Here is a 17,587-nt window from a genome sequence, read left to right on the forward strand (position 1 = left end):
GCGCGCCTTGGGAGATCCCACGGCCGGTCAGTAAGACAGAATATCACTATGAGCGACATAAATCAGGCATCTGAGCCAAACCAGCCCCTCGACCGCTTCTTTGCGGACACACCCGACAACTCTGCGCGCGACCTTTCCGAGGTTAACGCGGTGGAACTTATCTCTACTGTAAGCGTTCACCTATTGAGTGCCGCCGCGTTGCGATGCGGTCTGGCCGACGACGGCGAGGAGTACCAGGACCTCGATGAGGCACGCGCCATCATCAATGCCCTGGCAGGTCTCGTCACTGCAGCCGCTCCAGACCTAGGCGACACTCACGCTCGATCGCTCCGGGACGGACTCAGGAGCGTACAGTTGGCATTCCGGGAGGCTTCGGTCATTCCGGACGTACCGGGTGAGGGTCCGGGTGAGAAATACACGGGAGCAGTGGCGTAATTGGCAGATGACACACCAGAGGCGGACGAAGGTCGCGTAAAAACTGAACCGCGCGTTGAGGGCACTGAGGTGTCCGACGGCGAAGACGGTTTACATAGCGACGCCGCTTCTCGTGATGTCGAAACCCCTCCCCGCTCCCGAAATCGCTCGACGAAGCCCCGGCGCCGCTGGCCCTGGATCGTGGTGATCCTGATCCTGCTCGGCCTGCTTGCGACCTCGATCACCATGACCTACGAGGCGAGCGTCCGCTCCAACGAATGGTCTGCTCAGGTGGCGGAGATCACCGACACCAGTTACACCCTTGGCAAACAAGTCGCCGATGAAAAGTCCGAGAACGTGCGCCTGAACGACAACATCGACCTCCTCGAGGAGCAGTTGTCGAACTCTAAGGACACGGTGTTGCAACTTTCCGACCAGAAGGCGCAGTGGCGTGACGACACGGAATTCGCACAACAGCAGGTAGAAGCCACCGAAAACCTGGTCACCCGGGCCGCGTCCGCCGCGAACGGGCTTCAGCGCTGCGCAGATGGACAGCAGGAACTTGCCGCCACGCTCGCGAGCGACGAGGAGTACACGCCCGAGGAGATTACCGACTATCAGGACAGCGTGAGGGAACTGTGTGACAACGCAGAGAAGGCCAACTCCGACCTGCAAGAGGAACTCGCACAGTGATGTCACGGTCGGTTGTCGCGCTCGTCGCGGCATGCACGCTGGCGCTCTCTGGATGCAACATGTTGCCGCAAGCGCCCGGCCCGCTCCCCACCGACTTTGTTCCCTCGCCCTCCGTGTCCCCTGGTGAGGGCCCCGGCGCACTGTCCCCCGACGGCTTTACGGCCGCTCAGCGGATGACCGTGCGGGTCCGCAACGTCGGGTGCGGATTCATCTCTACCGGCACCGGCTTCGCTCTTGACGCCCACACCCTCGTCACGAATCGTCATGTGATCGAGGACACCAAGAAGATTCAGGTACAGACCTACGATGGCCGGTCCATCAATGCGACAACGGCCTCAACAACCACAGTCGCAGACATCGCCATCATCACCACCGAGGAGTCGCTTGGGGGGACGTTCGCGAACGTCGCTCGCCAGGATCCCGTTGAGACAGACGTGGTGACGGTGGTGGGATACCCCAAGGGTGGGCGCCTCAGCACTGTGTCCGGAGTGGTCTTAGGCGAGTCGCCAGATCCGCTTGGCAGCGCCATCGGCACCGTATTGGCCACGACGGCCACCGTAGAGCCGGGTTCGTCCGGCTCACCGGTGCTCGACGAGGACGGACGTGTGGTGGGCGTGGTCTACGCCAAGAACAAGTCCAACCAGAGCTTTATTGTGCCCGTCTCCACCCTCAAGACCTTGCTGGACGAGACGTCGCTACTGGTGCCGGAAGCTGCGCAGTGCTAGGCATGACTCTATGAGCACGAACGACGACCCCTCGCAACAGCCGCGCGCCCGCGACACGTCGTTCCCTGTCGTCGTACCCAAGAGCGGTCTTCCAGTCTTCTCCCCCACCTCGCCCCCTCAGGTCCGTAGCGGCACACCGGTGGCGACCCCAGCATCGTCCGCCGTTGCAGACACACTTCCCGCCCCGGCGTCACCTCCCGCCAAGAAGTCGAAGGCGAGGGTATGGGTGGTGGTACTGGCCATCGTGACCGCCGCGCTCGCCGTACTCGCCGCGTACTTGTGGGTAGTGAATGAGCAGTGGCAGGAGCAGAATGACGACCTGCGTACGCAGGTAGCCGCATTGAATGCGCAAGTGGCCGACAACAACACCCAGATTCTTGAGCTGCAGTCGGACCTGAACCAGGCGCAGGAGAATCTCGCGGGCGCCACGGGCAAGGTCACCGATCTGGCCGACAGCTCGGCGAATGCCAATGACCAAGCCGCGTTCCTGACCGAGCTCGCCGACTCCTTCCAGCAATGCGCACAGGCTCAAGCGAGCCACATATCGCATCTTGAGAACGCGTCTCGCTACACGGCCTCAAGCCTCGCCGCCGAGGGCCGCGATGTCTCCAACTACTGCAGCGACGTCGAGCAGTCGTACGTGGATTACCAGGCCTCACTCGAGTCCAACTGACACATGCGCCGCCTTTACTTCCTGGCTCCTGCCGCAGTGGCCGCGGTCACGCTTGCGGGGTGCGCCATTTTGCCGCAGTCGCCTCCACCCTTGCCCTCACTCTCACCCGTGAGCGTGGTTCCATCCGCCGCACCGACGGCCTCCACTTCGCCCGCTCCCAGCGTGGCCGCCGTGACCGTCACCGATGGCTTCTCCGACCAGGAGCACGCGGCAATGCGGATCCGGGCGCGTACGTGCGAGGAGTTCACCGTGGGCTCTGGCTTCATGTTGGACGAACACACCGTCGTCACCAACCGGCACGTGGTCGAGGACGCACAGACCATCACCCTGACAACCTATGACGGCGAGCAGTACGAGGGCACCGCGTCGGTCATGGCCGACTTCGCGGATCTCGCGCTGGTAACGGTGGATGAGCCCCTCGAATTTGCTGCACCCATCGCCACTACTGAACCCGCGCCCGACGACGAGCTGGATGTCGTAGGCTACCCGCTGGGTGGACCGCTCGAGACCCGCACCGGGCCATTCATCAAGCGCGTGCCTGACACGATTGGCGAGGGGCGGGATGACGTCGATCTCATCAAGGTGCAGGCCGAACACGGCAACTCTGGGTCGGCAGTTTACGACGATGCCGGCAAAGTGGTGGGCGTCCTCTATGCGACGGACAAGAAGGGCGAGAGTTTTGCCGTCACCCTGGAGTCGCTGAGCGCGTTCCTGTCAGACACGTCGCTTCAGCTGCCCAACGACGCGGACTGCCAGTAGTCGCTCAGGCCTGCGCCAAACGAAGCTCGAGACTGTCGATCCGGGTAGCGACCACACTGCTCCGAGCCAGTTGTCTCTGCACACGCTGAACCAGATCGTCGAGCTCGGGTTGTGTGAGTCCCGCGGCGAGGCTCAGCACAATCGTGACCTCGGCGCCGCGGCCAGAGACAGCGTCCACGCCTCGCAGTTGTGCGTCAGTCTGCACGGCGGCGCGCACGGCCTCGAGGATGTCCCCGTCAACGACACCGTCGACGACTGCCGGCTTCCAATCCTCTCCCTGACCTAGCGCCCACACCGCCGGACGCGGGATCAGCACGGTCTCCATGCCTGGGTTGATGACGAGCGTGCTCCACTCCTCCGCCATGGCCGCGAGGGCCGCACGAGGGCCTTCGGCAGGGATGGGTCGAGCATCGACGTTCCAGGCCTTCATCGCGTCGACGTCGGTGAACACGGGCAGTGCCGCACGACCATCGGGCATTTGCACCGCGACCACCCCAGTGGAGGCGACTTCGTCCTGCTCTATCCCGTGCTTGCCGATGAAGCGCTCGTCGCCCGACGCGAGTACGGGGACGAGCACCCGAGCATAAGCAAGCGCGTCGACCACGTCGGTCAGCGGCGCCTTGCCCCGCGAGAATTTAATGAGCGCCTGGGCGAGGCGTGCGTCGGCGCTACCGTCGTCGTCCGCGAAGATCGACTCGGGGATTTCCTTGAAGGGCTCGCCGTCGCTCATAACTTCAATGCTACGGGCGGCCAGCGATGTCCAGTGCCTGCGGAAGCGTGAAGTTGCCGTTGTAAAGCGCTTTGCCCACGATGGCGCCTTCGATGCCGAGCCCGGTCACGGTGCGCAGCGCGGCGATGTCGTCAAGCGAGCTGATGCCTCCCGAGGCGACCACTGGCGCGTTGGTGGCCTCGCAGACCTCCATGAGCAGCTCGATGTTGGGGCCCGACAGCATGCCGTCCTTCTTGACGTCAGTCACGACGTAGCGCGAGCAGCCCTCGGAGTCCAAGCGTGCGAGGACCTCCCAGAGATCGCCTCCGTCCTTGGTCCAGCCGCGAGCGGCGAGCGTGGAGCCGCGCACGTCGAGGCCCACGGCAATGCGGTCGCCGTATTCGGCGATCGCCGAAGCGGTCCACTCGGGGTTCTCAAGCGCCGCGGTGCCGAGGTTCACGCGAGTGCAGCCGGTGGCGAGCGCGCGCTTGAGCGACTCATCGTCGCGGATTCCACCGCTCATCTCGACCTTGACATCGACGGCCCTCACGACGCTCGCCAGTAGTTCGGCGTTGGAGCCGCGACCGAACGCCGCGTCCAGGTCCACGAGGTGGATCCACTCGGCGCCGCCCTTGACCCAGTCGAGCGCCGCACTCAGCGGGTCACCATAATTGGTCTCAGATCCGGCCTCGCCCTGGGTGAGGCGGACGGCTTGACCGTCAGCTACGTCTACGGCGGGGAGCAGTTCGAGGTGAGGCATGGTGGTCATGAGTCGCTTTCTGGTGGTCTCGCAGGGCGGCACCAGCGTACCGCGTACGCGCGAGGCCCCTGCATTGGCGGCACAGTAATCACCAGCCTTGTTAATACATCAAACGATGTACTAAGGTTGCCCACATGATCGCGACCGCTACCCACGCCAGCGCCATGTCCCGCATCGGGCACGCCCTGTCGGACTCCACACGCACGTCCATTCTGTTGTCGCTACGCTCGGGCCAACGCAGCCCCGCGGACCTGGCTGAAGATTTGGGCGTCAGTCGACAATCGATGTCCAACCACCTCACATGCCTTCGCGGGTGCGGCCTAGTTCTCGCCGAACGTGCAGGGCGCCATGCGCACTACCGCCTCGCGGACCCCGCCCTCTTCGACATCCTCGACGAGCTGCTGGCTATCACTCTGACCCTCGATCCCACCTGTTGCACGGGTGACGAGTGCCGATGCTGACGCGCACCTCCCCCGGACGGGCAGCGATATTGCGGCGACGGATTCAACTCATCGTCGCGCTCACCATCGCATACAACACCATCGAAGCGATCGTTGCGCTCGCCGCCGGCTCGGTAGCGTCCTCGAGCGCGCTCATTGGATTCGGCCTGGATTCCGTGGTGGAGGTGGGCTCCGCCGCCGCCGTCGCATGGCAGTTCTCCGCCCCAGACCCCCAGCGACGCGAACGCGTGACACTGCGACTCATCGCAGGAGCATTCTTCCTACTCGCCATAGTGGTGAGCGTCGATGCCACCCGAGCCCTCCTCGAAGGCGACGCGCCCGCACACTCCACCGTAGGCATCGTTCTCGCGTCTGTGTCATTGGCGATCATGCCCCTTGCGGCGTGGTTCGAGCGCCGCACGGGACGCGAACTTGGGTCTGCTACGGCCGTGGCCGATGCCCGGCAGCTGATCCTGTGTTCGTACTTGTCGGCGGCATTGCTCGCTGGGCTTGCGCTGAATGCCGCGCTGAACTGGTGGTGGGCCGACCCTGTCGCCGCGTTGGTCATCGCCGCCTTCGCAGTGCGCGAGGGGCTCAATGCTTGGCGAGGCGACGGTTGCTGCGCGACTTCAGGGGCGCTCTTACGCGGAGAAGAATCCCAATGCGGATGCGGCGGCGACTGCTGCGACGGGGACTAGAGAGTCGCGAGCCAATTGCGCAGCAGGTGCAGGCCCGCGTCACCTGACTTCTCGGGGTGGAATTGGGTGGCGGTGAGTGGGCCATTCTCGACTGCAGCGACAAACCTGTCTCCAGCCTCGGGCGCATCGGCCGTGGGCGTTCCCGCCGTAGACCACGTGACGCTCGGCGGCGCGAACCGACCAGTGTCCTCGGTGATACCGAGCGGGAAGGCGCGAGCTCCATATGAGTGAACAAAGTAGAAGCGCTCGTCACGGATGCCGTCGAACAGCGCGCTGCCCTCGGGGGCCTCGACTGTTGCCCAGCCCATATTGGGGACCACCGGGGCCTGCAGCCGCTCGATGGTGCCGGGCCATTCGTTAAGGCCGTCCGTCTGGGTGCCGTGCTCGACGCCCTTCTCGAACATGACCTGCATGCCCACGCAGATTCCCATCACTGGGCGACCGCCAGCCAGGCGACGGCCAATGATCTGTTCGCCACGGACCTGCTTGAGTCCGGTCATGACCGCCTCAAAAGCACCCACACCAGGGACGATGAGCCCGTCGGCGTTCTCGGCGATCACGCGGTCGTCCGTCAGCACCACCCGGGCGCCCACGTGCTCCAGGGCGCGCACCGCGGAACGCACGTTGCCGAAGCCATAGTCGAGGACGCAGACAAGAGGAGCAGACATGGCGGCAAGTTTACCGGGCTGAATGCCGCCGCTCCCCCACTCCCAGTTGTGCACTTTGGGCCCGCCAGAATTATCTGCTTGCGCGGAAGGTCCCTTGCAGGACCGCTACGAAGTGGGTCGGTGCCACGTCCCCCTAGCGGTCCCTCAGCGCACGTTATGCGCACTCTGATTTTTCTAGCGGTCCCAAAATGTACACTGAGCGCAGTTCACGCCCGCCGACTACTGTGAATAGTAGGAACTACTCACCGGCATAGGGGCACATCATGGATAGCAATACGGTACTCATCATCGTCGGACTGGCCATCGTCGCTGTACTCGCAGTAGTGCTGATCGTGGCGATTCGCCGGCGCAAGGCACGCACCTTCGCCGCGCTGACCCCCGAGGAGCGCGAGCTCGTCTACGCCAAGGACCAGTACTCCACCCGCGTTGGCGAACTCAACAGCGAACTCAAGGCAACGGAGAAGGAGTCCCGCAAACGCACCAAGCGCGCCGAGGATCGTCTTCGCGAGGCCACCGCAATCGGCGGGGACAGGATCGACTCGCTGAAGGGGGCAAACGGCACGGTGTCGTTCACTGGCCTCATGATCACCACTCCGTCCGGCGAGTACGCACTCACTCCACAGACCACTGCGAGCGCGGACATCACCGGCTCGCCCGCAGTCGCGGACGGCGCGGAGGGAACGGACGATGCGGTGGACACGCGAACCGTCGCACTGACGCTCGGTGGCAATGGCATTTCCGATGTGGTGACCTTTGCGCTCGGCAAGGAGGCCGAGGTGCGCGCCCTAGCCGCCAAGATTACGAGTGCCGCCGCCCAGGTCGAGACGCTGCAGCAGCAACGCAACGCTGCCGTCGCTGCCGCGGAGCAGGAGGTTGCCGAAGCGAACTCGAATGCGACCATCGAGGCCAACAATGCCCAGGCGCGTTACGACGCCGCCGAGCAGGAAAGCATGGCCAAGGTGCGGGCCGCCGAGGATGCCGTGCGTTTGCGGGGCATCAATCCCAAGTAGGCCACGAGCGAGTTTGCGTTGAGCGCCTCAGCGCTCAGAGGCCTTCTCTGCGGTTCGCCTCTTTGGCCATCTTGCGTAATTCCTTGAACGCCTTGATGCGACCCATATTGGCGTCGTGCACCTTGTCCGGGTGCGTCACGGCGAAGTCCTCGATGTCCTCAGTTCCCATCATCAGATTCGTAATGGCGCTGGGCGCCTGATCCAGCGCGAACCCGGGCGACAGCGACTCACCCTTCTCCCCGGCAGACCAGCGGTGAATGGTGATGTGACCGCCGCGACGCTCCATGGCGAGCATCGGCTGATCCTTCAGGAACGTGGAAATCGCCTTGCCTGCGCTGTCGACCGCGCCCTCGGACGTGTCGTCCAGGACCGCGAAGGCTCCGGCACCGGTCTCGATGACCTTGCCGCCGATGCTGTTCAGCGAGCACAGCGCAGCCAGCACCTTGCCATTGGGCAGCGGGGTCAGTAATGCAACCGTCGCCTTCTCCTCTGATGCCTCGGCCGGCTGGCCAATCGGCGTCGCCTCCTTCACTACAGCGCACCCTTAGTGGACGGGATGCCCGTGACCCGAGCATCGGCCGCCACGGCACCACGCAGCGCACGCGCGAGCGCCTTGAACTGCGCCTCCACGATGTGGTGCGGGTCGCGTCCCGCGAGCACGCGCATGTGCACGCAGATGCCCGCGTGGTGCGCGATGGACTCGAGAGCGTGAGCCGTCAGCGAGCCAGCGAAGTTTCCGCCGATCAGGTGAGTGGCCTGGCCGACAGGCTCACCCACGTGCACAAAGTACGGACGGCCGGAGACGTCCACGACGCACTGCGCGAGGGCCTCATCGAGCGGCACCATCGCGTCGCCAAAGCGGGAAATACCAGCCTTAGTGCCCAACGCCTGCTTGAGTGCCTCGCCGATGCAGATGGAAACGTCTTCAACGGTGTGGTGGCTGTCGATGTGGACGTCGCCCGTGGCTTGCACCTTGAGGTCCATGAGCGAGTGCTTGCCCAACGCGGTCAGCATGTGGTCGTAGAACGGCACGCCGGTGCTGATCTCGGTGACGCCGGAGCCGTCTAAGTCCAACTCCACAAGCACGCTGGACTCGCTCGTGGCGCGCTCGACGCGGCCCGTGCGGGTGCCCTTAACAATTCCCGATGCCGTCTCACTCATGCCGTGACCTCCAGTAGTGCGGCGCGGAATAGCGCCATTTCTGCGGGCGTGCCGATGGACACGCGCAACCATCCTTCGGGTCCCACTACGCGGATCAACACTCCGCGCTCGAGCAGTCCCTCAAAAACCTTGACCCGGTCGCCGAACGGGCCGAACAGCGCAAAGTTGGCGTCCGTGTCCGCGACGGTGTACCCCTGGTCCTGCAGCCACGTGACCGTCTCGTCGCGCTCGGCGCGGATCTCGTCGACCTGTGCCTGCAGCACGCGACTGTGAGCCAAGGCGGCACGGGCCGTCGCCTGCGTGACGGCGCTCAGGTGATACGGCAGGCGCACCACGCGCAGCGCGTCCACCACGGGTTCGTGCGCCGCGAGGTAGCCCAGTCGGCCGCCTGCCAGGGCAAACGCCTTGGACATGGTGCGACTGATAGCCAGGTTGGGGTACTCAGGAAGGATGCTTGCCGCACTCGGAACACCGCGCCTGCGGAACTCGCCGTATGCCTCGTCGATGACCAGGACGCAACCGCCAGGAACAGCCTGGGCGGCATCGGCTAGCTGTCGGACGTCGTCAAGTGGAAGCGCCGTGCCCGTCGGGTTGTTCGGGCTGGCGACAATAACCAGAGTGGGCTTCCTCTCCGCGATCGCGGCCACGGCGGCCGGGATGTCGAGGCTGAAATCCTCATTGCGCGGCAACGTCACGAACTCGGTCAACGAGTCGCGGGCGTACTCCGGATACATCGAATAGGTGGGCGCGAAGCTGAGCACGGTGCGACCCGGGCCGCCGAAGGCCTGGTGGAGGTGCAGCATGACCTCGTTCGAGCCGTTCGCGGCCCAGATATTGCGCACCTCGAGAAAGTCGACGTGACTCTCGGTCGCAAGGTACTTCGCGAGGTCGGCGCGCAGCGCGGTGAAGTCGCGGTCGGGGTAGCGGTTGAGCCCCTCGGCGGCTTTGCGCACGGCCGTCGCGATCGCATCTGCGACGGCGGGAGGCGGTGAGTAGGGATTCTCGTTGACGTTCAGGCGAGCCCGAACTTCAAGTTGGGGAGCGCCATACGGCTCGAGTCCCACGAGTTCGGGGCGCAGGGGCAGAGTCATGGGTGGCAGTCTACTGGCGGTCGTGAAGCAGTCCAGTCAAGCACTCGGCCAGGCACGCACGACTACGGCAGCTCGACCTCAATTTGGCCGATCTCGCGACCAAAAACCATCACCCCGTAGGTTCCAGCAGGCGCCGATTCGGGAATCAAAAATTCAGCGCGACCACTCAAGTCTTGTGTGTCTTTCTCAAGCGTGCCGAGGTCGCTTTCTCGCCATGACCCGCTTACCTCCCAAAGACCCACGTCTGCGGTGGTGGGCTCCGCGGTCTCCGCAGTCGGATCAGTGTCATTGCACTCGGCGTGTACGTCGGTGAACAACAGAATCACATGCCTGCCGGAGATCGCCGGGCTGGGGCTCGACTCGACCGTCATCGGGACACAAGAAGCCGCGACAACCTGCATCTCGTCTGCACCCGAACAACCGGCGAGCGCGGCGCCAAGCGCGAGCGCGCCGCTAGCGATCGTCAGCGCCGAGCGCACCCGCATCATCATGGCGCGACCACCTCGAAGCTCCCGAACTGATCACCATCGAGCATCACGTTAAACGCGCCTGGCACCGTGTCGCTTGGAAGCAGGATCGTCGCCGTAGCGGTGAAGTCCTCCGTCGCGTCAAGAGTTGCCACATCCGACGGCCCCCACGAACCGTCCGCGGCCTCCAGGCTCACCGTCACGCCATTGGCTGGGGAGTCCGCTCCTTCACCTTGGTCATTGCACGTTGCACTCAGGTTGTTGGCTGTGATCGTCGCGGCTTCACCGGCCACTACAGGGTTGGGCTCCACTGCCACCTCAGGAGCCGCGCAGGCCGCTTCAGCGCCACCACCCTGGAACGCGCTCAAGCCGCCACCGTTGTCTGAGCAACCCGCGAGCGCTAGGGCGACCAACACCCCTGACAACGTAGCCGCGATGCGCCTCGGATTCATGTGCTTAATAGTGCACTAAGAGTGCTGAGTGCGCGCGGTGATGGCCTCACCGTGGGCAGGCAGGTCCTCGGCGTTCGCGAGCGCGACCACCTTGTCCCCCACCGCCGCCAGCGCATCGGCGCTGTAGGTGATAACGGATACGGCGCGCAGGAAGCTCGTGGTGTTGAGCCCGCTGGCGAAGCGAGCAGTGCCGCCGGTGGGCAGCACGTGGTTGGACCCCGCGAGGTAGTCGCCCAGCGGCACGGGGCTGTGTGGGCCCACGAAGATCGCACCTGCGTTGCGGATGTTCGCCGCGACGGCGGCGGCATCGGCGGTGTGAATCTCTAGGTGCTCCGCGCCATACGCGTCGGCGACAGCGATGGACTGCGCGATGCCGCTCGTCAGGATGACCGCGCTCTGGCGACCGCTCAGGGCTTCCTTGGTGCGAGCGACGTGCTTGGTTGCCTCGGCGCGGCGCGCGAGAGCCGACTGAACAGCGTCGGCGAGAACAGCATCGTCCGTAATCAATACCGAGCCGGCCATGGGGTCGTGCTCGGCCTGGCTGAGGAGATCCGCGGCGATGAAGTCCGGGTTAGCGGTGGAGTCCGCGATGACCGCGATCTCGGTGGGGCCGGCCTCCGCGTCGATGCCCACGACGCCACGCACGGCGCGCTTGGCCGCCGCGACGTAGACGTTGCCGGGGCCGGTGATGACGTCAACCGGGTCGCAAAGGTCGTCGACTCCGTAGGCGAGCATGGCGATGGCCTGCGCGCCGCCGACCGCGTACATCTCGGTGATACCCAGCAGCGCGCACGCCGCCAGGATGGTCGGGTGAGGCAGGCCGCCGAACTCGCTCTGGGGCGGGCTGGTCACGGCGATGGACTCGACGCCCGCGGCCTGGGCGGCGACCACGTTCATGATGACCGAGCTGGGGTACACCGCCAGGCCGCCGGGCACATAGAGGCCCACACGACCCACTGGGATCCAGCGCTGCGTGACGTTTGCACCCTCGGCGAGGTCGACCGAGACCTCCGGCGGGACCGTCGCCTCGTGATATTTGCGGACGCGAGTGATGGCCTCCTCGAGGGCGCCCAGGACGTCGCGGTCGAGCGTGGTGAGCGCCTCGGAAATGGCGTCCGCGGGGACTCGCAAGTGCTCGGGGCTCACGCCGTCGAACTTCTCGCCGAGCTCGCGCAGCGCGACCTCCCCACGCTCGCGCACATCATGGATGATCGGCTCGACAGTGGCGAGGGCGTCGCCCACGTTGACGTCGGCACGCGGAACTACCCTGAGCAGCTCGCGCGTGGTGAGATTCTGGCCGCGAAGATCGATGAGTGAAAGCACGCGACGAGTCTACTGGGGTGAGCATGTGGCCATCGCGTCGCGCCACCACACCAACCCCGTAGCGGTCCCACAATGTACGTTTGACGCACTCTGTTTTTTCAGGCGGTCCGGAACTGCGCGTCAGCCAGTGGTGGGCGTGTCGCTGGCCTTGTGCTTGCCGATCCAACCCAGGTGCGTGTGCTGAAAGTCGTCGTCATGCTTGAGCCCATAGCCCAGCGCACGGTCCACCGCGACGTGGAAACCCCACGCCATCGCCACGAGCGCGACCCAGCGAAGGTCGGTCGCGAAGTAGATCAGCACCATTAACGCCGGACCCGTGTAGTTGTGAACCGCGTTGTAGAACATCGCACCTACCTTGGGGTTCGCGAGGAAGCCCAGCGCAGAGAGGTCGAAGGCGAGGAACAGCGCCAGTAGCCACCACCATCCGAAGCCCAACACGAGCATTCCGACAATGACGGCGACTGCTATCGCGGCGCTCTCGACGCGCTGCCACTTAATAGTGTTCATGGTGTAAGCCTAGGGAAGCCGCGCCTCTCCTGTACTCCACTGCCGGAGCGACCTCGCATCCACCCTGCTATTGGTCCCTTCTCGCACGCTCTGGGTGGGTCCGAGCGTCCTGTTGGTCCAATGTGGCGCGCGAGCGGGTCTACCCGAGGCTGAAGCCGCCGTCACTCGTGATCACCTGACCGACTACCCAGGCGCCAGCATCGGTCGCAAGCCAACCAATCAGTGAAGCCGGGTCGCTGGGCCGGCCAAACCGCCCGAAGGCCGTGGTCGCCGTCCATTCCTCAAGCTGCCGGAACTCGTCGGGGGCCTTGTCTGTCACGTCCGCGTCAAGGTAGCCAGTGTTGACCGGACCAGGGTTGATGGTGTTGAGCACGATGCCCAGATTGAGAAGCTCGCTCGCCACTGTCGGCGTAATCCCCGCCAGCGCGGCCTTGCTCGTCGCGTATGCCACCTCCCCCGGCATCGGGCCATGAATCTGCCCTGACGTCATCCAGAACACCCGTCCCACCGGCACGTCGTGAGGTCCGGTATTGGGGATGCGCTCCCCCGGCTTGCGCGGTGTCGCATCCGGGGACGACTGCACGTGAAGTTGGGCAAAGTGTCTGGTCAGGAGAACTGTCGAGCGGGCATTGGTGTCCCACATCGCATCTAGGCGACCCGCAGTCATGTCCAGGATCGAGCCATCGTCACCGCTCTTGGCGTGGTTGCAGACCAGAATGTCGAGCTCGCCGGTGAGCGCCGCCGCGGCGGCCATGAGCCTCGGCACCTCGGCGGCATCACTCAGGTCGCCACTCAGATCGCCGATGGTCGCGTCCCCCACTCGCGCGGCCTCGAGCCCGGTGAGCACATCGGCGATGTCGTCGCCGCCCCACGGCTGATCAAGGTCGTGCGGGCGATAGTGGTGGATGAAGACGCTGGCGCCGAGCTCCAAGAACTTGGTGGCCACAGCGAAGCCGATGCCGCGGCGGCGGGATACGCCCGTCACCAAAGCTGTCTTGCCAGCAAGAAGGAACTGACCGCGGTGTCGCCCAGAATTGAAGTCCGCGGTGTCGGGCTGCCGGGTGCTGGGATCTTGATTACTGGAGCGCATGGGTGTTCCGATCTGATTCAAGGTGGCGCACTTTGCCGCCTACCACGAGGAGGGGGTGCGGGGGCTCGGGTATGCGCAGCATCGGCACTAGCCGGTGCGCACGGATCAGAGAGTTGCCATGCGTTGAGGCTAACATTTGGCGGCGCACGTGTGGCAAACCGGACCAACATGGCGCGACGAAGCGTAGAACCGTGCGAAATCAGACCAACAGCGCGCTCACACCCCCGGATCCCGTGCGAAATCGGACCAATACGAGGTGGGCTGAGTGGGGTGCGGTTGAGATACGGGTGGGAATCCAGGCTTCAGCTTTGCAGGCAGTTGGGACCCAGCGTCGCTTTGAGGTCGCCCATCAACGCGCTGGACCGGGCCACGCGGAACTTGTCGTCGAGCCGCATCGTGACCGGGTCCGCAGAGCCGGTCAACACCATGCGCACCTCGATGCCACCCGGGTGCATGCCCAGGATGCCCTTGACCTGCTCCACCAGCGGTGGTGTCACTCGCGATGCCGGCAACGTGATGACTACGGGCGACGTGTCCTGCACGTTGAGGTTAGGGATACGCACCTCAACCGCGCTGAACTGAAGTCCACCGTCACCGCGCTCCCGCGAGCGTGCCTTGATCGCGATCACGGCATCGTCGGTGAGGTCACGTGCATACGTCTCATACGTCTTGCCGAAGAAGGAGATCTCGGTCTCACCCGTCATGTCCTCGAGGGTCACGATCGCGTACTGGTTGCCCGACTTGGCGATGCGTCGGTCAACTCTGGTGAGTAGACCGGCAAACACCACCTGGTCGCCGTCCTTCACGCCGTTCGCGGGCGTCGCGGCCAGAATTTGGTGCGAGGCCTCCGAGCGGATGATGTGGTCCAACCCCGACAGCGGGTGGTCAGACACATACAGGCCGAGCATGTCGCGCTCAAAGTTGAGCAACGTCTTCTTGTCCCACTCGTCGAGCTCAGGAACGACCACCGTCACGCCGCCGCCCACATCGGGGTCGTCGCCAAACAGGTCGAACTGTCCCGTCGCTTCCTTGCGCTTCACTCCCACCACGGAGTCGATGGCCTGCTCGTGCACCGCGTTGAGCGAACGACGCGTGTGGCCGAGCGAGTCAAACCCCCCGGCCTTCACCAGCGAATCAATGGTGCGCTTGTTGCACACGGTCGCCGGAACCTTGTCGAGGAAGTCCGAGAAGGACGTGAAGTTGCCCTTAGCCTCGCGGGTCTTGACGATCTCCGCGACTACGTTGTGCCCCACGTTGCGGACGGCGGTCATACCAAAGCGAATGTCGTCTCCCACGGCGGAGAATCGCGCCATGGACTCGTTGACGTCCGGCGGCAGCACCGTGATGCCCATGCGCCGGCACTCGGAGAGGTACAGCGCCGACTTGTCCTTGTCCGTGCCCACCGAGGTGAGCAGTGCGGCCATGAACTCGACCGGGTAGTGCGCCTTGAGATACGCGGTCCAGAACGACAGCACTCCGTACGCGGCGGTGTGGGCCTTGTTGAACGCGTAGTCGGCGAAGGGCACGAGCGTGTCCCATAGCGCCTTGATGGCCTCGTCGGAGAACCCGTTCTTGCGCATACCGGCACTGAAGGGCTCGAACTCCTTCTCGAGGATCTCGGGCTTCTTTTTACCCATGGCGCGACGCAGCAGGTCTGCGGCACCGAGGGTGTAGCCGGCGACGATCTGCGCAACGCGCTGCACCTGCTCTTGGTAGACGATCAGCCCGTAAGTGACCTCGAGCACCTCGGTGAGTGATTCGGTCAACTCTGGGTGGATGTAGTCCACCTCTTGGCGGCCGTTTTTACGCTCCGCGTAGTTGGTGTGCGAGTTAACACCCATTGGACCAGGGCGGTACAGCGCGAGCACTGCGGAAATATCCTCAAACGAGTCCGGCCGCATCTGGCGCAGCAACTGACGCATGGCCACGCCGTCCAGCTGGAACACGCCCAGGGTGTCGCCGCGGCCCAGGAGCTTGAACGCCTCCTCGTCCTCGAGCGGCAGGTCCTCCAGAACCAGGGGGTCCTTGCCGTTATTGACGATGTTCTCGAGCGCATCGTCCAAAATCGTCAGGTTGCGCAGGCCCAAGAAGTCCATCTTGACCAGCCCCAGGCCTTCGCACGTGGGGTAGTCGAATTGCGTGATGATCGCGCCGTCGGCCTCGCGACGCATGATGGGGATAATGTCGATCAGCGGGTCTGAGGACATGATCACGCCGGCGGCGTGCACTCCCCACTGGCGCTTCAAGTTCTCGAGCCCCTGCGCGAGCTCCAAGGTCTCCTTGGCGTCCGGGTCGGACTCGATGAGCGCGCGGAAGTCGTTGCCTTCGCCGTAGCGCGGGTGCTTGGGGTCGAGCACGCCGGCCAGCGGCATGTCGCGACCTTGTTGTGGCTCGGGGTAGGCCTTGGTGAGCATCTCGCCCACCGAGTACGGCTTGCCGAGCACGCGGGCCGAGTCCTTCAGCGCCTGCTTTGCCTTGATGGTGCCGTACGTGACGATCTGGGCGACCTTGTCCTCGCCGTACTTGTCCGTGACGTAGCGGATGACCTCGCCGCGACGTCGCTCGTCGAAGTCGATGTCGAAGTCGGGCTTGGACTCGCGCTCGGGGTTGAGGAACCGCTCAAAATAAAGGCCGTGGACAATCGGGTCGAGGTCGGTGATGCCCATCGCGTACGCAGCCATCGATCCTGCGCCGGAGCCTCGGCCGGGACCCACGCGGATGCCATTGGCCTTGGACCACTGAATGAAGTCGGCAACGACCAAGAAGTACCCGGGGTAACCCTTGTCGGTGATGACCTCAATCTCGAAGTTTGCGCGCTCCTGCACATTGCCAGGGATGCCACCGGGATAGCGCTTCTCAAGTCCGACCTGGACCTCCTTGACGAACCACGACGTTTCGTCCTCACCCTCAGGAGTCTCGAAATTCGGCATGTAGTCCGCTTTGGTGTTGAACTCGACGTCGCACCGCTCGGCGATCAGCATGGTGTTGGTCAGCGCCTCGGGGTGATCTCCCCAGATGTCCCACATCTCCGCGGCGGACTTCACGTAGTAGCCGTCTCCATTGAAGGCGAAGCGCTTGCCGCCTTGGTCGTACGTCGGCTCGTTCAGCGTCGATCCCGATTGCACACACAGCAGCGCCTCGTGCGCGACGGAGTCCTCGCGCCGTGTGTAGTGCAGGTCGTTGGTGGCCACCAGCGGCGCCCCAATTTCCTTGGCAATCTTCAGGAGGTCAGGGATGACGCGCTTCTCGATGCTGAGTTCGTGGTTCATCAGCTCGACGAAGTAGTTTTCCTTGCCAAACAGGTCCTGGAACTCGGCCGCAGCCTTGACAGCCTCTTTGTATTGACCAAGGCGCAGTCGCGTCTGCACCTCACCCGACGGGCAGCCGGTGGTGGCGATGATTCCCTTCGAGAAGCGCTGCAAGATTTCGCGGTCCATGCGCGGCTTGTGGAAGTGCCCATCAAGGCTGGCCTGCGAGGCCAGGCGGAACAGGTTGTGCATGCCCGCGGTGGTCTCCGCCCACATCGTCGCGTGCGTGTACGCGCCGTTGGCTGAAACGTCGTCCGAGGACTGCGACTGGTCACCCCACTTGACCCGGGTGCGGTCCGCGCGCGCCGTACCGGGCGTCAGGTACGCCTCGAGTCCGATAATGGGCTTGACGCCAGCGGCCTTGGCCTTGGACCAAAAATCAAACGCACCAAAGATGTAGCCGTGGTCGGTCGTCGCGATCGCGCTCTGCCCCTGCGCCTTGACCTCGTCCATGAGGTCGCCCACCCTGGCCGCTCCGTCCAGCATGGAGTACTCGGTGTGGACGTGGAGGTGAGTGAAATCCTGGCCGGGCATAGCCCCGATTGTAGGCGCGACGACCGACACCGCGGTTACCGAAACGCCCCATCGCGTCGCCGTCTCACCATGCGGTCACAGCGACGCGCGCACCCGCCGATGCAG

At 64.5% G+C, this 17,587-nt stretch carries 21 protein-coding genes; 8 read left to right on the top strand and 13 right to left on the bottom strand.

Annotation, left to right across the window (positions count from 1 at the left end):
* The first annotated feature begins 48 nt into the window (after positions 1-48).
* The 4 genes from AOP77_RS00285 (at position 49) to AOP77_RS00300 (ending at position 2,505) form a co-directional block, all read left to right on the top strand.
* Complete coding sequence (locus tag AOP77_RS00285) at positions 49-435, top strand: DUF1844 domain-containing protein (RefSeq protein WP_062207816.1); 387 nt, start codon at positions 49-51, stop codon at positions 433-435.
* A gap of 69 nt (positions 436-504) precedes the next feature.
* On the top strand, positions 505-1,107 hold the full coding sequence (locus AOP77_RS00290; RefSeq protein ID WP_152649713.1) for a hypothetical protein: 603 nt from the start codon (positions 505-507) through the stop codon (positions 1,105-1,107).
* Entirely contained in the window at positions 1,107-1,832 is a 726-nt protein-coding gene (locus tag AOP77_RS00295) for a S1 family peptidase (protein ID WP_062207822.1), read from the top strand. Before AOP77_RS00290 ends, AOP77_RS00295 begins: the two co-directional genes overlap by 1 nt.
* Positions 1,833-1,842: 10 nt before the next feature.
* Positions 1,843-2,505 (top strand): hypothetical protein, encoded by a 663-nt coding sequence (locus tag AOP77_RS00300; RefSeq protein ID WP_062207825.1) that lies wholly within the window; start codon positions 1,843-1,845, stop codon positions 2,503-2,505.
* Between the two features lie 14 nt (positions 2,506-2,519).
* On the opposite strand, the gene AOP77_RS12300 is transcribed toward AOP77_RS00300, so the two are convergent.
* Positions 2,520-2,687, bottom strand: a complete 168-nt coding sequence (locus AOP77_RS12300; protein ID WP_160300020.1) for a hypothetical protein — start codon at positions 2,685-2,687, stop codon at positions 2,520-2,522.
* On the opposite strand from AOP77_RS12300, the gene AOP77_RS00305 reads away from it, so the two are divergent.
* Positions 2,677-3,264: a S1 family peptidase gene (locus tag AOP77_RS00305; RefSeq protein WP_160300021.1), complete on the top strand. Its 588-nt coding sequence runs from the start codon at positions 2,677-2,679 to the stop codon at positions 3,262-3,264. The two genes, AOP77_RS12300 and AOP77_RS00305, sit on opposite strands and share 11 nt — an antisense overlap.
* Positions 3,265-3,268: 4 nt before the next feature.
* Here AOP77_RS00305 and AOP77_RS00310 read toward each other — a convergent pair whose 3' ends face one another.
* Both AOP77_RS00310 and priA read right to left on the bottom strand, forming a co-directional pair.
* Positions 3,269-3,994, bottom strand: a complete 726-nt coding sequence (locus AOP77_RS00310) for an SseB family protein (protein ID WP_062207831.1) — start codon at positions 3,992-3,994, stop codon at positions 3,269-3,271.
* A 10-nt stretch (positions 3,995-4,004) separates the two neighbouring features.
* Positions 4,005-4,742 (bottom strand): bifunctional 1-(5-phosphoribosyl)-5-((5-phosphoribosylamino)methylideneamino)imidazole-4-carboxamide isomerase/phosphoribosylanthranilate isomerase PriA, encoded by a 738-nt coding sequence (gene priA, locus AOP77_RS00315; RefSeq protein ID WP_084622051.1) that lies wholly within the window; start codon positions 4,740-4,742, stop codon positions 4,005-4,007.
* A gap of 125 nt (positions 4,743-4,867) precedes the next feature.
* Here priA and AOP77_RS00320 point away from each other — a divergent pair, with 125 nt between their 5' ends.
* Positions 4,868-5,194: an ArsR/SmtB family transcription factor gene (locus tag AOP77_RS00320; RefSeq protein WP_062207833.1), complete on the top strand. Its 327-nt coding sequence runs from the start codon at positions 4,868-4,870 to the stop codon at positions 5,192-5,194.
* Positions 5,188-5,871 (top strand): cation efflux transmembrane domain-containing protein, encoded by a 684-nt coding sequence (locus AOP77_RS00325; RefSeq protein WP_062207837.1) that lies wholly within the window; start codon positions 5,188-5,190, stop codon positions 5,869-5,871. Before AOP77_RS00320 ends, AOP77_RS00325 begins: the two co-directional genes overlap by 7 nt.
* Here the strand turns inward: AOP77_RS00325 and hisH are convergent.
* Positions 5,868-6,539 carry an imidazole glycerol phosphate synthase subunit HisH gene (gene hisH / locus AOP77_RS00330; RefSeq protein WP_062211211.1) on the bottom strand — a complete coding sequence of 224 codons (672 nt, stop codon included), beginning with the start codon at positions 6,537-6,539 and terminating at the stop codon, positions 5,868-5,870. The two genes, AOP77_RS00325 and hisH, sit on opposite strands and share 4 nt — an antisense overlap.
* 263 nt (positions 6,540-6,802) lie before the next feature.
* Between hisH and AOP77_RS00335 the strand changes: the two genes are divergently transcribed.
* A complete protein-coding gene (locus AOP77_RS00335) occupies positions 6,803-7,549 on the top strand; it encodes a hypothetical protein (RefSeq protein ID WP_062207840.1) in 747 nt (248 codons plus the stop codon).
* A 34-nt stretch (positions 7,550-7,583) separates the two neighbouring features.
* Here AOP77_RS00335 and AOP77_RS00340 read toward each other — a convergent pair whose 3' ends face one another.
* The 9 genes from AOP77_RS00340 to dnaE all read right to left on the bottom strand — a co-directional run bounded on the left by AOP77_RS00340 (position 7,584) and on the right by dnaE (position 17,482).
* Positions 7,584-8,081 carry a hypothetical protein gene (locus AOP77_RS00340; RefSeq protein ID WP_062207843.1) on the bottom strand — a complete coding sequence of 166 codons (498 nt, stop codon included), beginning with the start codon at positions 8,079-8,081 and terminating at the stop codon, positions 7,584-7,586.
* Entirely contained in the window at positions 8,081-8,710 is a 630-nt protein-coding gene (gene hisB / locus AOP77_RS00345) for an imidazoleglycerol-phosphate dehydratase HisB (protein WP_062207846.1), read from the bottom strand. The genes AOP77_RS00340 and hisB overlap by 1 nt, the downstream gene beginning before the upstream one ends.
* The gene (locus tag AOP77_RS00350) at positions 8,707-9,801 is read right to left on the bottom strand and encodes a histidinol-phosphate transaminase (protein WP_062207849.1); all 1,095 of its coding nucleotides are present in this window, start codon (positions 9,799-9,801) and stop codon (positions 8,707-8,709) included. The genes hisB and AOP77_RS00350 overlap by 4 nt, the downstream gene beginning before the upstream one ends.
* A gap of 62 nt (positions 9,802-9,863) precedes the next feature.
* Entirely contained in the window at positions 9,864-10,292 is a 429-nt protein-coding gene (locus tag AOP77_RS00355; RefSeq protein WP_062207853.1) for a hypothetical protein, read from the bottom strand.
* On the bottom strand, positions 10,289-10,720 hold the full coding sequence (locus tag AOP77_RS00360) for a hypothetical protein (RefSeq protein ID WP_152649714.1): 432 nt from the start codon (positions 10,718-10,720) through the stop codon (positions 10,289-10,291). The genes AOP77_RS00355 and AOP77_RS00360 overlap by 4 nt, the downstream gene beginning before the upstream one ends.
* A gap of 15 nt (positions 10,721-10,735) precedes the next feature.
* On the bottom strand, positions 10,736-12,043 hold the full coding sequence (gene hisD, locus AOP77_RS00365) for a histidinol dehydrogenase (RefSeq protein ID WP_062207862.1): 1,308 nt from the start codon (positions 12,041-12,043) through the stop codon (positions 10,736-10,738).
* A 120-nt stretch (positions 12,044-12,163) separates the two neighbouring features.
* Complete coding sequence (locus AOP77_RS00370) at positions 12,164-12,550, bottom strand: DUF4260 domain-containing protein (RefSeq protein WP_062207865.1); 387 nt, start codon at positions 12,548-12,550, stop codon at positions 12,164-12,166.
* A gap of 139 nt (positions 12,551-12,689) precedes the next feature.
* Positions 12,690-13,640 carry an SDR family oxidoreductase gene (locus AOP77_RS00375; protein WP_084622053.1) on the bottom strand — a complete coding sequence of 317 codons (951 nt, stop codon included), beginning with the start codon at positions 13,638-13,640 and terminating at the stop codon, positions 12,690-12,692.
* A gap of 302 nt (positions 13,641-13,942) precedes the next feature.
* Positions 13,943-17,482 (bottom strand): DNA polymerase III subunit alpha, encoded by a 3,540-nt coding sequence (gene dnaE / locus AOP77_RS00380; RefSeq protein ID WP_062211217.1) that lies wholly within the window; start codon positions 17,480-17,482, stop codon positions 13,943-13,945.
* Positions 17,483-17,587 lie beyond the last annotated feature (105 nt).

This window comes from Demequina oxidasica (assembly GCF_000975115.1).
GTDB lineage: Bacteria > Actinomycetota > Actinomycetes > Actinomycetales > Demequinaceae > Demequina > Demequina oxidasica.

Excerpts from the sequence above, each read along its gene's own strand:
- AOP77_RS00375 (WP_084622053.1), bottom strand. The coding sequence starts at position 13,640 with ATGCGCTCCAGTAATCAAGATCCCAGCACCCGGCAGCCCGACACCGCG.
- AOP77_RS00355 (WP_062207853.1), bottom strand. The coding sequence starts at position 10,292 with ATGATGATGCGGGTGCGCTCGGCGCTGACGATCGCTAGCGGCGCGCTC.
- AOP77_RS00320 (WP_062207833.1), top strand. The coding sequence starts at position 4,868 with ATGATCGCGACCGCTACCCACGCCAGCGCCATGTCCCGCATCGGGCAC.
- AOP77_RS00325 (WP_062207837.1), top strand. The coding sequence starts at position 5,188 with ATGCTGACGCGCACCTCCCCCGGACGGGCAGCGATATTGCGGCGACGG.
- AOP77_RS00300 (WP_062207825.1), top strand. The coding sequence starts at position 1,843 with ATGAGCACGAACGACGACCCCTCGCAACAGCCGCGCGCCCGCGACACG.
- hisB (WP_062207846.1), bottom strand. The coding sequence starts at position 8,710 with ATGAGTGAGACGGCATCGGGAATTGTTAAGGGCACCCGCACGGGCCGC.
- AOP77_RS00285 (WP_062207816.1), top strand. The coding sequence starts at position 49 with ATGAGCGACATAAATCAGGCATCTGAGCCAAACCAGCCCCTCGACCGC.
- AOP77_RS00335 (WP_062207840.1), top strand. The coding sequence starts at position 6,803 with ATGGATAGCAATACGGTACTCATCATCGTCGGACTGGCCATCGTCGCT.
- AOP77_RS00310 (WP_062207831.1), bottom strand. The coding sequence starts at position 3,994 with ATGAGCGACGGCGAGCCCTTCAAGGAAATCCCCGAGTCGATCTTCGCG.
- priA (WP_084622051.1), bottom strand. The coding sequence starts at position 4,742 with ATGACCACCATGCCTCACCTCGAACTGCTCCCCGCCGTAGACGTAGCT.
- AOP77_RS00360 (WP_152649714.1), bottom strand. The coding sequence starts at position 10,720 with ATGAATCCGAGGCGCATCGCGGCTACGTTGTCAGGGGTGTTGGTCGCC.
- hisH (WP_062211211.1), bottom strand. The coding sequence starts at position 6,539 with ATGTCTGCTCCTCTTGTCTGCGTCCTCGACTATGGCTTCGGCAACGTG.
- dnaE (WP_062211217.1), bottom strand. The coding sequence starts at position 17,482 with ATGCCCGGCCAGGATTTCACTCACCTCCACGTCCACACCGAGTACTCC.
- AOP77_RS00370 (WP_062207865.1), bottom strand. The coding sequence starts at position 12,550 with ATGAACACTATTAAGTGGCAGCGCGTCGAGAGCGCCGCGATAGCAGTC.
- AOP77_RS00295 (WP_062207822.1), top strand. The coding sequence starts at position 1,107 with ATGTCACGGTCGGTTGTCGCGCTCGTCGCGGCATGCACGCTGGCGCTC.
- AOP77_RS00350 (WP_062207849.1), bottom strand. The coding sequence starts at position 9,801 with ATGACTCTGCCCCTGCGCCCCGAACTCGTGGGACTCGAGCCGTATGGC.